Origin of the sequence: Cytobacillus sp. NCCP-133 (assembly GCF_026011715.1) — a bacterium.
GTDB lineage: Bacteria > Bacillota > Bacilli > Bacillales > Cytobacillaceae > Cytobacillus.
In genome coordinates, this window is sequence record NZ_BRVM01000012.1 from 26,508 (window position 1) to 44,139 (window position 17,632).

Below are 17,632 nucleotides of genomic sequence, written 5' to 3' on the forward strand. Positions count from 1 at the left end.
TGGTGCTGTTTGTTTTTCTTTTTATGCTTTACAATAGAGTGAGAATTCAAACATTACAAAAGCTAATTTTTGTCAGCTCATTGTTTGACCAAAACATACATAAAGCTGCACTAGATAACAGAAGGCCAGGATTGATATAAAGATTGTAAAAACACACAGCAGCTAAATCTGTGTGTTTTTTAAAGTGAATATTTTTTTGTATAAGGATGATAAATATGAAGCATAGATACGCAGTCATTACAGGCTGCTCAAGTGGATTTGGCGCTCTAATGGCGATTGAATTAGCAAAAATCGGCTTTCACATTATCGCAACAATGAGAAACACGAAAAAAAGAGCGTTCTTAATGGATAATGCAAAAAGGGAAGGAATCCAAGAGCAAATAACAATTCACGAATTGGATGTTACTTCTTCTAATTCTATTGAAGAGCTGAAATTTCACCTGAAACAGCTTCCGTCTGTTGATGTCCTGATTAACAATGCCGGTTTTGCCGGTGCGGGTTTTGCTGAAGAAATTCCGCTCGATGAATACAGAAGGCAATTTGAAACCAATGTTTTTGGAACGATCGGAGTCACACAAGCTGTGCTGCCATTTATGCGTACACAAAGAAAGGGAACCATAATAAATATTAGTTCTATTAGTGGACGAGTGGCATTCCCGGGATTATCGCCGTACGCAGCTTCAAAGTTTGCAGTAGAAGGATGGAGCGAATCGCTCCGCCTTGAAATGAAGCCTTTTGGCGTACATGTCGTGCTGTTGGAACCAGGATCCTTTAAAACAGGTATTTGGACCACAGGCAAACAAGTAACAGAGAAATCATTGGAAAAAGACTCCCCCTATTATCCTTACATGCTAAAGATACAGGGGTATCTTGATAAAAATGCCCCTTTCTATGAAGAGCCCATAATTGTTGCAAAAAAAGCAGCCAGCATTGCCATGGAGGATGAACCTTCTCTAAGATATCCGGTTGGGAAAGGGGTACAAACGAAGATCAACTTAAAAAGCCTGCTTAGATGGAAAACCTGGGAAAAGGTGATCCTCAAAACTTTGTACAAAAATTAGATATAATCAAATATAGTGTAATACTTTTTCTGATGTTTCCCAATCCCTGATTAATTTTCAAATATCAAGAGAAAATAAAAAAACCAGCCAATAATCATCAGGGGGGAGATAGAATGAAAAAAGGTATAAGAAAATCGTTCATTATTTTTCTATCGTTCATGACCATGCTGATGGTCTGGAATCAAACACAAGCAACAGTCTCGGGGCCTCCGGCTATTCATTTGCGCATAATGGAAACGACGGATCTGCATGGAAACATGATAGGGTATGATTATGAAGATCGAAAAAAAACAATCGAGTTTGGGCTTTCCAGAACAGCAACCCTGATCAAACAGGCGAGAGAGGAAGTGCCAAACTCCGTTCTTTTTGATAATGGGGACATACTGGAGGGAAATGCTCTTGACGAGTATGCTTACAGGAGCCGCCCATTGGACCTTGCAAATGTCCATCCCGTATATAAAGCCATGAATACGCTGCTCTATGATGCAGCTACAGTAGGGAACCATGAATTTAATTATGGGATTGATTTTATGGAGGAAAGCATAAGGGGAGCAAACTTTCCTTACATCAACGCCAATATATATGTAGAAGACCGAAACAGCATTGCAAATGATGATCTTAATTATTTCAACCCATATACTATTTTAGAAAAAGAAGTTACGGATACGGCAGGGGAAAAGCACAAACTGAATATTGGCGTGATCGGATTTATAACACCAATTGTCGCAGAATGGAATAAGGAATATTTTCACGGAAACCTGAAAGTGAAAAATATAAAAGAATCAGCGGAGCATTTTATTCCGATTATGAAGAGTAAGGGAGCAGATATTATTGTCGCGCTTGCCCACACCGGGCTTCAATCGGATAGGGGGCTGGCTGAGAGGAAAGGAAACTCGGTTTATGATCTTAGTAAAGTGAAAGGGATTGACGCCATTCTGTTTGGTCACAGCCATTCTATTTTTCCTGTCAGGGATGAACTCCAAACGCTGCCCGGGATTGATTTGAAAGCAGGGACCATTAACGGTACAGCTGCCGTGCAGCCCGGTTACTGGGGGAATCATCTGGGACTCATTGATTTAAAAATGATCCAGCAGAATGGGACCTGGAAAGTTAAGAGCAGCCTTTCCTCCATCAGGCCGGTGTACCGCAAAATCAATAAAAAAAGCAGGCCGATTATTCCGGCAGACCCGCTTATTGAGGAAATGATGAAAAAGGACCATAAACTAACGGTGGATTTTTTGAAAAATAAACATTAGAAGAAGGCGCCCATTCACATGAGCGCCTTCTTCCTATAAAACGGCAAAATCCTCACTCTTCAGATCGGTTATAAACATATGCCCTGGTGAATGAGTAATCATGATTTCAGGTTTTACATGCATAGCAACTGCCTGCGGGGTAACTCCACATGCCCAAAATACTGGAACTTCTCCCTCTTTAATTGTCACAGAGTCGCCAAAATCAGGCTGATTGATGTTGTTTATTCCAATCGTTTCAGGGTTGCCAATATGGACTGGTGCACCATGGACAGAAGGGAAGCGGCTTGTTACCTGCACAGCTCTGATGGCATCTTTCTCTGACATGGGCCTCATGCTCACAACCATTGGGCCTTCGAACCGGCCTGCTTTTACTGATTCCAGATTTGTTTTATACATAGGAACATTCCTGTTCTCCTCAATATGCCGGATTGGAATATGATTTTTCAGCAGTGCTTCTTCAAATGTAAAGCTGCATCCCAGCAGGAATCCGACCATATCATCATTCCACTGCGAGCTGATGTTTGTCAGCTCTTCAGCCAGCTCCCCGTTGCGATACACCCTGTATTTGGAAAGATCTGTACGAATATCAGCATCCGGAGCTGAAAGTTTTGGGATAGGGGAACCGGGCTCCGTAACATCAATGATCGGACATGATTTAGGGTTCCTTTGGCAAAAAAGCAAAAATTCAAATGCAAGCTCTTTCGGCAAAATAGCGAGGTTTGCCTGAATAAAGCCGTTCGCCATTCCCGCAGTAGGCTTGTCCCATGCTCCGCTTCTAATCGACTTGCGTGCGTCTGAAGGGCTCCATAAAGAAAGTTCGATCATAAATCATTCACCCTTTTCTCTTATTTAAATAGCTGTGGAATACCATTTATCAATGAATAAACACCCATATAAGACATGGCAACCACGATGATGACACCAAAAATCGTCATCCAAAGCGGATGCTTATAGTCTCCGACAATTTTGGTTTTATAGGCTGCCACCAGCATTACACCCAATGCAATCGGCAGGATTAAGCCGTTTAGAGATCCTACTAAAACCAGAATTTTAACCGGCTTTCCAATGATGACAAAAACGAGCGTAGATAAAGCGATAAACGTAACAATCAGCCATTTTTGATATTTTTCCAGAACAGGGCTGAACGTACGGATAAAGGAAACAGAAGTATAGGCTGCGCCAACCACTGATGTTACGGCAGCGGCCCACATGACAACCCCAAAAATCCTATAGCCGATATTGCCTGCGGCGAGCTGGAAAACGGAAGCTGGAGGATTGGATGGATCAAGAGCCAGTCCCTGAGATACTACACCTAAAGCAGCAAGGAAAAGGAAAATGCGCATGATGGAAGCAATCCCAATCGCACTGATGGAGCTTTTTGTCACTTCCGGCAAAGCTTCTTTTCCTTTTACACCTGCATCAATCAAACGATGCCCGCCAGCGAAGGTAATGTATCCGCCTACTGTTCCGCCTACTAAAGTAATAATGGCCAGAATATTAATTTTATCCGGAACAAAAGTTTTTGTCACAGCTTCGCCAACTGGAGGCTGCGCCGTAAACATTACATAAATGGTCAGGGCGATCATGACAAACCCTAAAATTTGTGTGAATCGGTCCATAAGTCTTCCTGCTTCTTTTACAAGGAAAATTCCAATCGCAAGGATTCCGCTCAGCAGTGCACCCATTTCAGGCGAGATGCCGAAAATAACATTCGTACCCAGGCCGGCCCCGGCAATATTCCCAATATTAAAAGCCAATCCTCCCATCACGATTAAAGCAGCAAGAAAATAGCCTAGGCCAGGCAAAATATCATTGGCAATATCCTGGGCACGCTTCTCGGAGACCGCGATGATCCGCCAGATATTCATTTGCGCACCAATATCAATGATAATGGATATTAAAATAACAAAGCCAAAGCTGGCTAAAAGTGTTTCAGTAAATACAGTAGTTTGTGTCAAGAACCCCGGTCCAATGGCAGATGTCGCCATCAGGAACGCGGCACCCAGCAAGAGACTCGCATTTGTTTGCTTCTTCATTCATTTTCCCCCTGATATATATCGTTTATGGACCGTGTTTAGTTTTCCAGCAGTCTAAGAAGCGGACCAAGGAAAGAAAAGTTGGAATAATGATCAACTTTCAAAAAATCTTCAAGTTTCAACAGAAATCGTCAACTTTGTATTATTATCTTCAATTTAAGCCAAATATCATCAACTTAGGCCAAAATAAAGGCATTTTCCCAAACGAACTTATCAAATTATTCATGATTGAAAAATTGCAGCTGAAAAAGCCCGCTTTTCGCTTGGGTCAGCGCACAGTCACCATTTGCATAGGGTGATTCCATGAAGGGACCAATCTAATCCCAAAGAGATCAACAAACCCTTATTTCAAAAAGTCTCCAATCTTGGCTACTTGAATACCGGCATCCTGTAAAGCTGTCGGAATATATTTGGCAAATTCGAGTGCACTTTCACCGTCGCCATGTATGCAAATGGTGTTGGCTTCAATCGAAACATCTGTACCCTGGACAGAAGTCACTTTGCCTTCCTTCACCATCCGGATTACCTGGTTGACAGCAACCGTGTGGTCTGTGATGAGAGCGTTGCTTTCTCTTCTTGAGGTAAGCGATCCATCCGCCTGATAAGTACGGTCAGAGAATACTTCATGGGCAGAGCGCAGGCCGATTTTCTTCCCGGCTTTTACCAGTTCACTGCCGGCAAGTCCAAATAATATCAATTCCGGATCTATCTTATAAACGGCTTCTGCAATGGCATCTGATAAAGAAGCACTCTTTGAAGCCATATTAAACAGGGCACCATGCGGCTTCACGTGCTGAATTATGCCGCCTTCGGATTTAACGAACGCATATAAAGCACCAATCTGGTAGACAACAAGATCGTAAGCTTCCTGCGGTGTAATGCTGATGTCGCGCCGGCCAAACCCAGTTAAATCCTGAAGGCCAGGATGAACGCCGATTCCAACATTTTTCTCTAAAGCCATCTGTACCGTTTTTCTCATGGTTGCAGGATCGCCTGCATGAAAACCGCAAGCAATATTCGCAGATGTAATATAATCCAGAATTTCTTCATCCCGTCCCATTTTATATGCGCCAAAGCTTTCACCCATATCACAATTAATATCAACAATATGCATTTCCATTTCCTCCTATCTGGTTTTTAAGTGGATACCTTGCTTTAGTTCTTTCAATTTCAATTCTCTGTCAAGGTATAGACGCTGCGCCTCTTCATGGGAAATTTCAGCAAATTTCAGCTTATCGCCAGGCTTGGCTTGTGCAAGAAGAGGGAGATCGGCGAATGCCACCTGTCCGATTTTTGGATAGCCTCCGGTTGTTTGCCTGTCAGCGAGCAAAACGATTGGATTGCCATCCGGCGGAACCTGTATCGAACCAAAATTAACTGCCTCTGATATTAATTCGGCAGGTTCTGATAATGTTAACCCCGGACCCTTCAGCCTATAGCCCATTCTATCCGACTGTGCTGATACTTCAAAGGCATGATCAAGCAATGTTTCCCGGCTTTCTTTTGTAAATAGTTCAAACTGCCGGCCTTTTGTCATTCGGATCGTCGGCACGGCATTCGTGCTCGGGAGCAGATCAGAAGTGATCGACCAGTCATTTTCAATAAAGGATTGGTTTTGTAACTGACGTGAAAGGTAATCCATCATTCTCTTTGATTGACTGGACGGTTTCCCAAACACAAGCTGGTCACCAGCTTTTAATGCCCTTCCTTCAAAACCGCCAATGCCTGCACGCAAGTAAGTCGCTTTGCTTTTCATTACATAAGGTACGGAAAAGCCGCCCGCAACAGACAAGTAAGCACGGCAGCCCTGCAAACAATGGCCAAATTTTAGCTCACTGCCTTTTTTTACATAAATAGATCTCCACAAGCGGACAGGCTGGCCGTTAATGGAAGGGGATAGATCCCCGCCGCAAATGGAAATAAGGGCATCTTTTTCAAAGGTTATTGCTGGCCCAATCATGGTCATTTCGAGAGTTGGTTCGCTTTCGATGTTCCCCGTTAGCAGATTCGCCACTCGATGCGATAGAGGATCCATCGCACCGCTGGCAATCACGCCAAACTTCTGAAACCCTGTTCTCCCTAAGTCCTGAATGCTCGAAAGGAGACCAGGCTTTATTATTTTCAGCATGATTCCGTCTCCTTCCATTTTTCGTACTCTGCCCGGCTGATTGGCTTAAATTTGATTTTATCTCCTGCCTTTAAAAGGGTAGGGGACTCATCATGCGGGCGAAATAATCTTACAGGTGTGCGTCCAATGAGCTGCCAGCCGCCAGGTGTTTCAATCGGATAAATGCCAGTCTGCATTCCAGCAATTCCAACCGATCGTTCTGGAATTTTTAAGCGGGGAGATTCTCTCCGTGGGGCTGCGATTTTCTCAGACATTCCGCCAATAAATGGGAAGCCTGGAGCAAATCCAATCATGTAAACCAGATAATCGCCCGAAGAGTGAATATCAATCACTTCTTCAGGTGAAATTCCATTATGCTTTGCCACATAATCAAGGTCCGGCCCAAATTTTCCGCCATAGCAAACTGGTATTTCCACTAGTCTGGATTCAGCCGTATTGCTTGCTTCAAGATCCTTTATAAGAGGCTCGATTAGCTCACAAGCATAATCAAAAGGAAGCTTTCCTTCTGAAAGCTGATAGATTGCAAGAGGGTCATAAAAAATTGTTACAGTCGTATACGCTGGAATGTATTCATTCATCCAACCGGGCGGCTGATCTTCAAGAACATCTGTTAACGCCTGAACCTTTTGATGAGATTTCTCGCTGATTTCGTTCCCGAGTTCAATAAGGACGGCATTGTCACCTAAAGGGTGTAGTGTATAATCCATGTTTTCACCTGCTTTCTTTTTAAATAAAGGCTTAGGTTTGCATCATGTTCATTCAGCGCATAAATTATTCCTACAATAGTAATTCGCATTCATTGATCAATGAAAATAAGATAATTATTATTTACAAACCTTGCCCTAATCAAGTTTCCAATTTAAAATACTTTTTCGCTTTAGCAAGATAGCCAATTAGAATAACGAAATATATTATTCTATAATAGACTGAAAATTCTATTTGTGCAAATTATCTAGATATCCCGGTGAAAAAAACGGCTAAAATATTTTGGCTGGCTGCTTTTATGATATCAACTGCTTCCTTGTCCCAATATCATCATAGTTTACAACTCCTCCAAAACTGGGAATAAAGTATGGACATTACGAATTAGGGAGAGATTATTGTGGGTGCCAAAACGGAAACGAACCTTTCAGAAAGATTTGAAGCGGCTTTTAACCGTATTCATAAATCTTTAAAACAATCCGCCAAAAAAGCCAGAACAGATAAATTTTATAAATTGATTGAAATCCAAAAAAATCATTCGCTTATCCGGTTATATCAAAATGACTTGCATCAATTTGCCAAATTGAGAAATGCCATCGTTCATGAAAAAATCGATCTTGACTATTACATTGCCGAACCTCACCTGGAAACTGTGGAGAGAATTGAGAGGATTGCAGAGGATTTTGAAAAACCGAAAACGGCACTCTCAATTGCTGCATCACCGGTTTTTTACTTTTATGAAGATGGCAAGCTTTCAGATGTATTGGCCATTATTAACAAATTTTCACACTCCCAGTTTCCGATCTATAACGGGAAGGAAGAGTATTCCTGGCTGCTGACTTCAGCAGATATTGTGAAATGGATGAGCGAGCATTTTACAGAAGACGCAATTCAGCTGAAAAAAATACAGATTAAGGAGCTTTTCAATAAAAAATCAAGGCATCAAATAGCATTTGCCAGCAAGGATACCTCTATTTTTGAATTAGAGGATCTTTTCGAAGAGTACCGTTCCAGAAATGAAAAACTCGAAGGAATCATCGTAACAGAAAAGGGGGAACCGGCAGAAAAACCAAAGGGGATTATTACAGCCTGGGATCTTCTTGAAGCGGATGCAGAAAATTAACCATGAAAAAAGGTGCAAACCAACTGTTTGCACCTTTTTTCAGTCCCGATAGGACTTTAGGAAGCCTATTGCATCAGGCCGAAGCGGAGTAGTGTGGGCCTGTGCTGCACTTGCATACCTGCTGACCTCCGTGCAAAGGTTCCTTTTTTTGCAACGCCAAACGAATACCGTGAAGTCGCTGTAAACCTGATCATGGCTTCAGTCCCTCCTTTTGGTTTTGGCCTTGCATTATTACCTTTTCCACGAATCTGAAAAATAAAACATCTTCTTCTTCTCTTATAACCCGCCTGCACAAAAGCTAAAAATGTGATAAAATAAATTGTTAGCTAAATAGAAATCCGTGTGAATACGGTAGAGGTTCTAGCTACCCTCTTTAAAAAACTAAGGAAAACAGGTCTGCTTTCTTAGTAGTCCTTTTTTCTATTAAAAGGAGAATTTTCTTATGAAAAGTGACAAAGCGCTCGTTGTTTTCAGCGGCGGCCAGGATAGTACCACTTGCTTATTCTGGGCTAAGGAACGTTTTGCAGAAGTAGAAGCGGTAACTTTTAATTATAACCAGCGGCATAAACTGGAAATTAACTGTGCAAAGCAAATTGCGGGTGACCTCGGTATCAAGCATCATATCCTTGATATGTCTTTGTTGAACCAGCTTGCACCAAACGCCTTGACACGCAATGATATCGAAGTAAAAGATGGGGAAGAAGGGGAACTTCCTTCTACATTCGTACCAGGGAGAAATCTTTTATTCCTTTCGTTTGCTGGTGTTCTTGCAAGCCAAATAAGTGCGAAGCATCTAATCACTGGGGTCTGCGAAACAGATTTTAGCGGATATCCGGACTGCAGAGATGTTTTTATAAAATCTCTTAATGTCACGCTCAACCTTTCGATGGACCAGCAATTCGTCATTCATACACCGCTTATGTGGCTAAATAAAGCAGAAACTTGGAAGCTGGCTGATGAATTGAGTGCACTTGACTATGTGCGTGAAAAGACTCTTACATGCTATAACGGCATTGTGGCTGACGGCTGCGGTGAGTGCCCAGCCTGCCGCTTAAGGCAAAAAGGGCTTGAAGAGTATCTTCATGAAAAGGGGGAGCTTTAAGCCATGTACGGATTCAGGATCGTCGATAAACTCCAGAAAATTGACAAGGATATTAAACGCGATCAGTTAAAATACCACAATAAACGTGTTTTGATCAGCAAGGAATTTACTTTTGATTCCGCCCATCATTTGCATAGCTATGATGGAAAATGCAAGAATCTTCACGGGCACACATACAAAGTCATATTTGGCATTAGCGGATTGGTGGATGACCGTGGACTAATGATTGACTTTGGCGATCTAAAAGAAATGTGGAAAAATGAAATTGAAATTTTCCTTGACCATAAATATTTGAATGAGACGCTTCCGCCGATGAATACGACAGCAGAGAATATGGTTGTCTGGATTTATGAAAAAATGGCGGAATCCCTGTGTAACCGAAAAGAACAGTATATCGGGGCAAGGGTTGAATTTGTCCGACTCTATGAAACTCCTACAAGCTATGCTGAAGCGAGAAGGGAGTGGATGGAGGTTGAGTAAAATCCCTGTTCTTGAGATTTTCGGCCCAACTATTCAGGGGGAAGGAATGGTCATCGGCCAAAAAACAATGTTTGTCCGCACGGCTGGCTGCGATTATGCCTGCAGCTGGTGCGATTCGTCCTTTACCTGGAATGGAAGCGCCAAAGACAGCATCCGTCAAATGGAACCAGATGAAATTTGGAAGGAACTGAAAGAGCTGGGTGGTAACGGATTCTCTTTCGTAACAATCTCAGGCGGCAATCCCGCTCTATTAAAGAACCTGAATGAGCTGATTTCTTTATTGGAATCAGAGAGGATTAAAGTCTGCCTGGAAACCCAGGGCAGCCGCTGGCAGGATTGGTTTTTTGACATCGATGAACTGACGATTTCCCCTAAGCCTCCGAGCTCGGGTATGGAAACAGATTTCGAAGTACTTGATGGAATGATTGAAAGACTTCAGAAAAGAGGAGACAAAGATAAACATGTTTCCATGAAAGTTGTGATCTTTGATGACAAAGATTATGCGTACGCTAAAATGGTCTATCAGAGATATCAGGGTATCCCATTCTTTTTGCAGGTTGGGAATGATGATACCGGAACTACGGATGACAAGGGCCTTATCCAAAAATTGCTTGTGAAATATAATTGGCTGATTGAGAAAACAATGAAAGATCATGATTTAAAAAATGTTAAAGTCCTTCCTCAGCTCCACACGTATATCTGGGGCAATAAGCGAGGGGTATAGATTTTTCCAGAAATCCGCACCAGCTTGGTGCGGATTTCTTAGTGAATACACAACCGCGCATATTACAAAACAGGCTGATAAACTAGCTGAAAACCTTGTAAAAGGCGAACGCATCATCGCAATAGGGCATGTTGGCATTACAAGGCCCAAAATGGTGTCAGTCTTAAAGGAATAGATCCCTGTTTATAAGCAAAGAGCCGACATCGTCCCTCTCAGATCTAATCCCTGACTACCATCTAATCGATAAAGGTCCTTAAAAAACAAAGCTGCAAACCCGGTTTGGTTTGCAGCTTTTATGGTGTGTATGAAAGTGGTCTAGTGGTGGTACAGATACATGGTACAAAAAAAGGGGGCCGCCTACATTCCGGTCTGGTTAGTCCCGCAACGAAGCGAAGTTAGAAGAGGTGGGCGGCCGTGAATTTAGTATATGCAAACAATAAAAAAAGATGCAAAAAACCTTCCTGCATCATGGCAGGAAGGTTCAGCTTTTTAGACTACTGGTCTAAGGTGGTATAGGTAGCTGGCACCTTTTTGAATGCCAGGTACATCATCGGCACTATGATCAAGGTTAGGATAACCGAGAACATGATACCTGAGATGATGGTGATGGCGAGCGGCATGAAGAGGGTGTCTCCGCTTGCTGCTACTGGCACAAGCGCTACAATGGATGTAAGAGCGGTGAGCAATATTGGGCGGATTCTTGTGCGGCCCGCTTCAACAACAGCTTCTTTGATTGGCATACCACTTCTTAACCCCTGTTCCATAAATTCAATTAGTACAACAGCGTTTCTGACTACGATTCCTGTTAGTGAGACCATTCCCATAACGGCCAGGAAACTAATTGGCGTCTGCGTAACAAACAAGCCAAGAATAGCACCTGCAAGAGCCAGGTAAACAGCAATCAGAACAAGGAATGGCAGTCCCAGAGAATTAAACTGGAAGGCAATCAGCAAGTAAACCAGAAAGATGACGATGATAAATAAAACGGTAATTTCAGCAAAAAAATCGTTTTGTGCCTGATTTTCGCCGCCTATTGAGATGCTGTAATCTTGATCATCGAGCTTTTCGCGTTCCTTATCGACGACCTTCTGAATATTATCTTTAAAGTTGTCTTCATCCTTTGGAAATGCTCTTAGAGTGATTGCACGGTCCCCGTTCAGGTGGGGGATTCGCTGTATTTCCTCAGTCCTTTTTTCATCAACCAATGTGTCAAGGGATACTATAGAAGGAGAACCTCCAGCTGCACTCCCTGCTGCAACCTCAAGTTTAGTTAAGTCAAGCGGTTCATCTTTTTCACCAAGAAGGATGCTCATATCCCTTTTGGCAACGCCATTATCAAATGCTTTCAGTGGAATTCCTTTTGTGGCAAGACGTATTTGCTCGCTGATTTGGTTAACCTTAATGTCATAGTCCTTTAATAGCTCTCGATTAGGCACATACTTTAATGTTGGTTCAGGTTTTCCGATATTATCAACCACGAAATCAGCACCTGCGCCTTCCATTTGAGCAGTAAGACCGTCTCTAATTTCCAGCAGCTTTTCGACTTCTGGCCCTTTAACCGTTACAGTTACCGGAGCACCCGCAGGAGGGCCTTGCTGAATGGTTTCCATAAAAATTTCTGCGCCAGGATATTCCTCACGCAGAACGGATATCCAATCATCAATCAGACCCTGTGCTGTCTGTTTTTCCCGGTCAACTCGTACAGCAATTTGGCCTGTATTAGGACCCGTCACATTGAGTGAGCTATTAAATAAGTAGGGCAGGCCGGTTCCTGCAAACACACTCGTTTCCTTCACACCTTCATCAGTTAATAGCATTTTTTCGATTTTTTCTAGTTCGCCAGCTGTTTCTTCAAGAGTAGTTCCAATTGGCAGTGACACATCTATAGTCACTTCCTTGCGGTCAGCAGCTGGGAAAAACTCAAACGGAGTAAATGCGGCAAGGCCAAAAATAGCTGTAGTAAAAACTAAGCCTAGAATGCCTGCCAGCTTCGGTTTCTTAGAAAAAGGCTTCAATATCTTATCTGCATAAACATCTGCAGCCTTATTCAACGGTCTCCCCAATAAACCGGGAGCAACGGGTACTTTCTTGCTTGTTTTACGGTATAGCATAAAACGCAGCATCGGCACAAAGATCAGAGCAACCAGAGTGGAAGCAAGAATCGTGGTAATCAGGACCGTTGGCAGCGCCCGGATAAATGCACCATTGCCTCCGGATAAAAAGATAAGAGGCATGAAGGTGAATACGATTGCCAGGGAAGAGGTGACAATGGAAACCCATATTTCTTTTGTCCCATTTACAGCCCCGTTAAAAGCGTTATCCCCCAGCTTGTAGCGCCTTTGAATATTATCATTTACAACAATCGAGTCATCCACTAGAATGCCAAGTGCGATGATTGCTCCAATTACAGATATCTGGTTTAAATCCACCTCAACAAATGGCAGGGGAATCAGTCCCATTAAGACAGAAATCGGGATAGCAAGGGCCACCACGAAAGCACCGGATGCCGTTAACCCAAGAGCAGTAGTTACAATGACTGCTATGACCGAAATGGCTAGTGAAAAGAATAAGCCGTCAAACACATCTGTTACAAGACTGGCTTGGGAATAGTAATTGATAAGCGTTACATTTTCAGGCAATCCCTCACTCAGCTCTTCTACTTTTTCGCTGACTCTTTCATCCACAGTGGGGATATCCTGGCCTTCTTCTACAAAAGCAGTAAAAGAAATAGAAGGTTCGCCGTCCAGTGTGACAATATCCTCTTTTTGCTTTTGAACAATTTTAGCCTTTCCCACATCTCCAATCACAACTGGTTCTCCTAGAGGAGACTTACCGATATATACATCCTCAATTAGCTTATCAGATGTATAATGATCGACTGTCAGTTGGACAACTTGTTGATTGATTTCCTGTTTGCCTATTGGTGTCGGATAATATTCCTCATTAATCGCATCGATGACATCAGGAAGGATGATACCATTTTCCTTTAGTAAATCAAGATCCAGCTGAATCACTATTTCCTCTTCAGGAAGCCCTTTGATCGTTACACTGCTAACACCCTTTATGGACTCAACTTCTTCTTTCCACCGTTCTAAATCTTTTTGAAGAGGAAGGAGATTCTCCATCTTCTCACTCGTCAAATGGTAAGAAACAACTGGCATTTTAACCGTTGCCTCATTAATCTCGGGTTCAAATGCTTCTTCCGGAAATCCAGCGGCAGCATCAGAAACAGCCTGACGAATATTGCTGAACACTTCTTTTTTGTCTTCACCGTCAGAAACCGTTACGATTAGAGTAGAGAAGCCTGCGGCAGATGACGAGCTCACTTCTTCAATTCCATTTAAGGACAGCAGTTTGGATTCTAAAGGGTTGGTGATCGTCCGTTCCACACTGTCTACAGTCGCACCAGGATACACCGTATTTACGGTACCGATATTGACTGTGGTTTCAGGAATCTCCCTTTGCGGAAGCTGCATGAACGTAAACACTCCGATAATGACAAATAATACAAACAAAATGATGAAAATTTTGGATCGCTTTAGAATCCATCCAAGCATAAAAACTCCTCCTTAAATTTTTGACTCGATGGTCAAATAATAAATAACAGAAACAAAAACACCCATATATCAATAAAAATCATTTGACTCATTAGTCATTTTGCCTTTTTTTACAGGTGGAGTCAAGAATGAATGTGCCGAGCAAGCACAATCATATAAATGAAAGTCTGAGGTGCTGAAATGAACAAAAGGGAAGCTATATTGGAGGCAGCAGTTGAGCTTTTTGCCGAAAAAGGATACAGCCAAACTTCCATGCAGGAGATTGCAGATAGAGTAGGAATCTCGAAAGGATCTCTGTATTCTTTTTTTACATCAAAAGAAGATTTGATAATTTCGATTTATGAACATTATCAGCAGCTTGTATTTGAGCGGGTTTTTATCGTCGGGCTTGATAGGCATCTGCCTCCTCGTGAAAAGCTCGAAAAACAGTTTCAGGTTCAGTTTGAAGGAATTCTGGAGTATAAAGCCTATATGAAAATGCATATGAGGGGGGAAACAGCTGCAAATAGCCAAAAGGTTTCAGCTATGGAACACCGAATGAGAGGGAGGCTATTTTCATGGCTGCAGAATCGTTTACTGGAACTTTATGGGGAAGGTATTTCCATTTATAAATGGGATTTGCTGTTCATGGTTCAATCTATTTACCGAACCTATATGATGCTCATGGTAAATGGGCAGGCTAATGCAAAACCGCTTGACATTGGCAAGCATATCGGCCGGCAGCTGGACCTAATGGCTAAGGACTTTCTTAATGGAGACAGCAAACCGATCTTGAATGATGAAATGCTGAGGGACTTTATTGTAGACATGGACAGGGAAGGTGCTTTTGTATCCTTTGAAAAAAGGGAACAGGCCTGGAAAGTGCTTTACGAAAAGCTAAACAGGCTTGAACCGGAACAATCCTTCCCTTTAAAAGAAGCTGCTAATCGCATTTCCGAAGAAACTAGGAAAGCACGACCGGAAAAATTAGTGCTAAAGGGACTTTTCGCCCTCCTTAAACAAAACAACGAAATTATCATCGAAGCGAGAGCCTTGGAAGAAGAGATCCTTCCTGTATAAATAAGACCATTATATGATATGTAAAAAATAACATTGCCAACAACTGCGGCAATGTTATTTTTTATTGAATTTTTTTCGTAAACTTTCTTAAACAAACAAAAAGCCTCTTTATATAATGCAATCAGCGGAAGTTTGTACATTGCTTTAGAGGGTATATATGCAATATAAACAAAACCAGAAAGGGGAGGTAATGATGCTCTGGACAATTGCAGGTATACTGCTGGTATTGTGGATACTTGGATTAATATTTGAAGTAGCAGGCGGGATTATACATCTGCTGCTCATAATTGCAGCCATCATAATTGTAGTTAACTTTATCAAAGGCCGTGCATCTGGCAGAGGATAGAGAGAAAGCCTTCATTGAAGGCTTTTTTCTATTGCCTGATACTTTTTGAATCGCAAGTGTATATAAAAAAGGATAGATAAAATACCGGCCAAATTGGCACATTTACCGGCCAATATTACATAAATACCGGCCGAAATCGTGATTTTACCGGCCAAAACTGCCACTTTACCGGCCAACATAGTTCGGCCGTAAGAATCGAAATCTGCATCTCATCCTACTAACAACAAAACCGGCCCCCAATCGGGACCGGCTCTTATTTACGCAATAACCATGTCAGGATTTAATTCTCCTGCAATTTCCTGTACCTCAGAACCTTCCATTGTTTCTTTTTCAAGAAGAGTTTCCACAAGGGTTTGATATTGTGGCTGATGATTTGCAATAAGCAATTCACATCTTTCCAGCGCTTTTTGGAATAAATCCTGCATTTTGGCTTCTTTTTGTCCTTTATTAAAAGTCAGTTCAAAGCCGTTATCAAGAAGTCCAGTATCGACCATTTGCTCAATAATGTGCTTGGCTTGCTTCACGTCACCGCTGACACCAATGCTGTGCTCTCCAAGGATCAATCTCTCAGCAACACCGCCTGCTAGTATCATAGCAACCTGATCGAGCAATTCACTAGTAGTAGACAAGTGAAGTTCCTTATTTATAGGCGCAACATATCCAAGTGCTTCACCACGGGGGATGATCGTAGCCTTTCTCACAGATCCAGGCTTTGTCAAGGCTGCTACAAGTGCATGACCGGCTTCATGGATGGCTACACGCTGCTTCGTTCCAGGATCCTGAAGGGCACGTGTAGTTGTTCCAAGTATCGTGCGGTCAAGCGCATAATCCAAATCTTCTTTAGAAATAATCTCCTGGCCATTTCGTACAGCTCTTCGGCTTGCTGTTTCAAACAGGGAATGAAGATCTGCGCCTGAGAAGCCAGAAGTGCTTTCTGCCAAAACACCAAGAGTCATGAAAACATCCTCAGCTAGCAATCTATTTTTCGTATGGATATGAATAATCTCTCTTCGGCCCTTTGTATCTGGAAGCGGTACATTGAAAGTGAAGTCGATGCGTCCGGGACGAAGGAAGGCTTCATCCAGCATATCTTTTCGGTTCGTTGCTGCAATAAACAAAATGCCATCATTTGAATGTCCGCCATCCAGCTGAACAAGCAATTCTGTCAAAGTTTTTTCACTTTCCTCTCCGCCATGCTGCTTCCGGCGGCCAGCAAGGGCATCCACTTCATCAATAAAGACGACAGCAGGCGAATGCTTTCTTGCGTTTTGAAAAAGGTTTCTTACACGGGATGCACCAACACCGACAAACAATTCATTAAAGCCGGATCCGCTGGTTGAGAAAAACGTTGCACCAAGTTCTTTGGCAATAGCCTGGGCAAGAAGCGTTTTTCCTGTTCCAGGAGGTCCGTATAAAAGAATTCCTTTCGGCGGTTTTATCCCCATTTTCAGGGAGCGTTCAGGTTCTTTTAAGATAGAAAGAGTCTGCATGATTTCCTCTTTCATTTCTTCCTGAATTCCGCCAACATCTTCTAGTGAAATGGAAGGAAGAGGCTTAGGCTTGGAAACACTTTGCTTCATTGTATTTGTAGCGCCCATTCCGCCTTTTCCTGCCTTATATAGATAGAGCCCAATAGCTATGAATAATAAGACCACCCCAGCAAGAATCCAAGGCGTAAAAGGTCCTGTAGGTGCAAAAGTATACTGTATATTATAGGTTTCTACTAATTTATCTACTATTTCACTATTAGGAGGCACATGTGAGATGTACTCTCCATCAGGGGCAGAAATTAGCAATTTACCGTTTTTATATTCCTGTATTGAAACAGTTTTTCCATCTTGGGAGGCAATAAGCTTTTCCACAGTGGAAAACGAGACAGTCACATCCTTATTTCCTGCTTGCACGGTCCATATAACCGCTGCCAAAATCACCGTGACCACCAATAAAAGCGAAACAACCGTTGAAGGTTTCTGTAAACGTGATTTCAACTATTTCCCTCCTCATTGAACATAACTACATTATAAGGAAAAAGAAAGGTTATTTATAGGTTTTTAAAGT

Annotated in this window: 15 protein-coding genes and 1 riboswitch; of the genes, 8 read left to right on the forward strand and 7 right to left on the reverse strand. The window is 42.3% G+C overall.

Annotation, left to right across the window (positions count from 1 at the left end):
* The first annotated feature begins 215 nt into the window (after nucleotides 1–215).
* Nucleotides 216–1,061, forward strand: coding sequence for an SDR family oxidoreductase (locus NCCP133_RS14250; RefSeq protein WP_264805700.1), 846 nt, complete (start codon nucleotides 216–218; stop codon nucleotides 1,059–1,061).
* A 113-nt stretch (nucleotides 1,062–1,174) separates the two neighbouring features.
* Nucleotides 1,175–2,317: a metallophosphoesterase gene (locus NCCP133_RS14255; RefSeq protein ID WP_264805701.1), complete on the forward strand. Its 1,143-nt coding sequence runs from the start codon at nucleotides 1,175–1,177 to the stop codon at nucleotides 2,315–2,317.
* Between the two features lie 33 nt (nucleotides 2,318–2,350).
* Here NCCP133_RS14255 and NCCP133_RS14260 read toward each other — a convergent pair whose 3' ends face one another.
* The 5 genes from NCCP133_RS14260 to pxpB form a co-directional block, all read right to left on the reverse strand.
* Complete coding sequence (locus tag NCCP133_RS14260) at nucleotides 2,351–3,142, reverse strand: putative hydro-lyase (protein WP_264805702.1); 792 nt, start codon at nucleotides 3,140–3,142, stop codon at nucleotides 2,351–2,353.
* A 20-nt stretch (nucleotides 3,143–3,162) separates the two neighbouring features.
* A complete protein-coding gene (locus NCCP133_RS14265; RefSeq protein ID WP_264805703.1) occupies nucleotides 3,163–4,353 on the reverse strand; it encodes an NRAMP family divalent metal transporter in 1,191 nt (396 codons plus the stop codon).
* A gap of 343 nt (nucleotides 4,354–4,696) precedes the next feature.
* Entirely contained in the window at nucleotides 4,697–5,467 is a 771-nt protein-coding gene (locus NCCP133_RS14270; RefSeq protein ID WP_264805704.1) for a LamB/YcsF family protein, read from the reverse strand.
* A 12-nt stretch (nucleotides 5,468–5,479) separates the two neighbouring features.
* On the reverse strand, nucleotides 5,480–6,481 hold the full coding sequence (locus NCCP133_RS14275) for a biotin-dependent carboxyltransferase family protein (RefSeq protein WP_264805706.1): 1,002 nt from the start codon (nucleotides 6,479–6,481) through the stop codon (nucleotides 5,480–5,482).
* Entirely contained in the window at nucleotides 6,475–7,188 is a 714-nt protein-coding gene (gene pxpB, locus NCCP133_RS14280) for a 5-oxoprolinase subunit PxpB (RefSeq protein WP_264805707.1), read from the reverse strand. Before pxpB ends, NCCP133_RS14275 begins: the two co-directional genes overlap by 7 nt.
* A gap of 395 nt (nucleotides 7,189–7,583) precedes the next feature.
* Between pxpB and NCCP133_RS14285 the strand changes: the two genes are divergently transcribed.
* The 4 genes from NCCP133_RS14285 to queE all read left to right on the forward strand — a co-directional run bounded on the left by NCCP133_RS14285 (nucleotide 7,584) and on the right by queE (nucleotide 10,612).
* Entirely contained in the window at nucleotides 7,584–8,306 is a 723-nt protein-coding gene (locus NCCP133_RS14285; RefSeq protein WP_264805708.1) for a CBS domain-containing protein, read from the forward strand.
* A 348-nt stretch (nucleotides 8,307–8,654) separates the two neighbouring features.
* Nucleotides 8,655–8,697: riboswitch (PreQ1 riboswitch) on the forward strand.
* 51 nt (nucleotides 8,698–8,748) lie between these two features.
* Nucleotides 8,749–9,408: a 7-cyano-7-deazaguanine synthase QueC gene (gene queC / locus NCCP133_RS14290; protein WP_264805709.1), complete on the forward strand. Its 660-nt coding sequence runs from the start codon at nucleotides 8,749–8,751 to the stop codon at nucleotides 9,406–9,408.
* A 3-nt stretch (nucleotides 9,409–9,411) separates the two neighbouring features.
* Nucleotides 9,412–9,888: a 6-carboxytetrahydropterin synthase QueD gene (queD, locus tag NCCP133_RS14295; protein WP_264805711.1), complete on the forward strand. Its 477-nt coding sequence runs from the start codon at nucleotides 9,412–9,414 to the stop codon at nucleotides 9,886–9,888.
* On the forward strand, nucleotides 9,881–10,612 hold the full coding sequence (queE, locus tag NCCP133_RS14300; protein ID WP_264805712.1) for a 7-carboxy-7-deazaguanine synthase QueE: 732 nt from the start codon (nucleotides 9,881–9,883) through the stop codon (nucleotides 10,610–10,612). Before queD ends, queE begins: the two co-directional genes overlap by 8 nt.
* A gap of 494 nt (nucleotides 10,613–11,106) precedes the next feature.
* Here the strand turns inward: queE and NCCP133_RS14305 are convergent, their stop codons facing one another.
* Nucleotides 11,107–14,169: an efflux RND transporter permease subunit gene (locus NCCP133_RS14305; RefSeq protein WP_264805713.1), complete on the reverse strand. Its 3,063-nt coding sequence runs from the start codon at nucleotides 14,167–14,169 to the stop codon at nucleotides 11,107–11,109.
* 180 nt (nucleotides 14,170–14,349) lie between these two features.
* On the opposite strand from NCCP133_RS14305, the gene NCCP133_RS14310 reads away from it, so the two are divergent.
* Both NCCP133_RS14310 and NCCP133_RS14315 read left to right on the forward strand, forming a co-directional pair.
* Nucleotides 14,350–15,228, forward strand: a complete 879-nt coding sequence (locus tag NCCP133_RS14310; protein WP_264805714.1) for a TetR/AcrR family transcriptional regulator — start codon at nucleotides 14,350–14,352, stop codon at nucleotides 15,226–15,228.
* Between the two features lie 157 nt (nucleotides 15,229–15,385).
* Complete coding sequence (locus NCCP133_RS14315; protein ID WP_442874269.1) at nucleotides 15,386–15,574, forward strand: lmo0937 family membrane protein; 189 nt, start codon at nucleotides 15,386–15,388, stop codon at nucleotides 15,572–15,574.
* 257 nt (nucleotides 15,575–15,831) lie between these two features.
* Here NCCP133_RS14315 and NCCP133_RS14320 read toward each other — a convergent pair whose 3' ends face one another.
* Entirely contained in the window at nucleotides 15,832–17,562 is a 1,731-nt protein-coding gene (locus NCCP133_RS14320) for an AAA family ATPase (RefSeq protein ID WP_264805715.1), read from the reverse strand.
* Nucleotides 17,563–17,632: the final 70 nt, after the last annotated feature.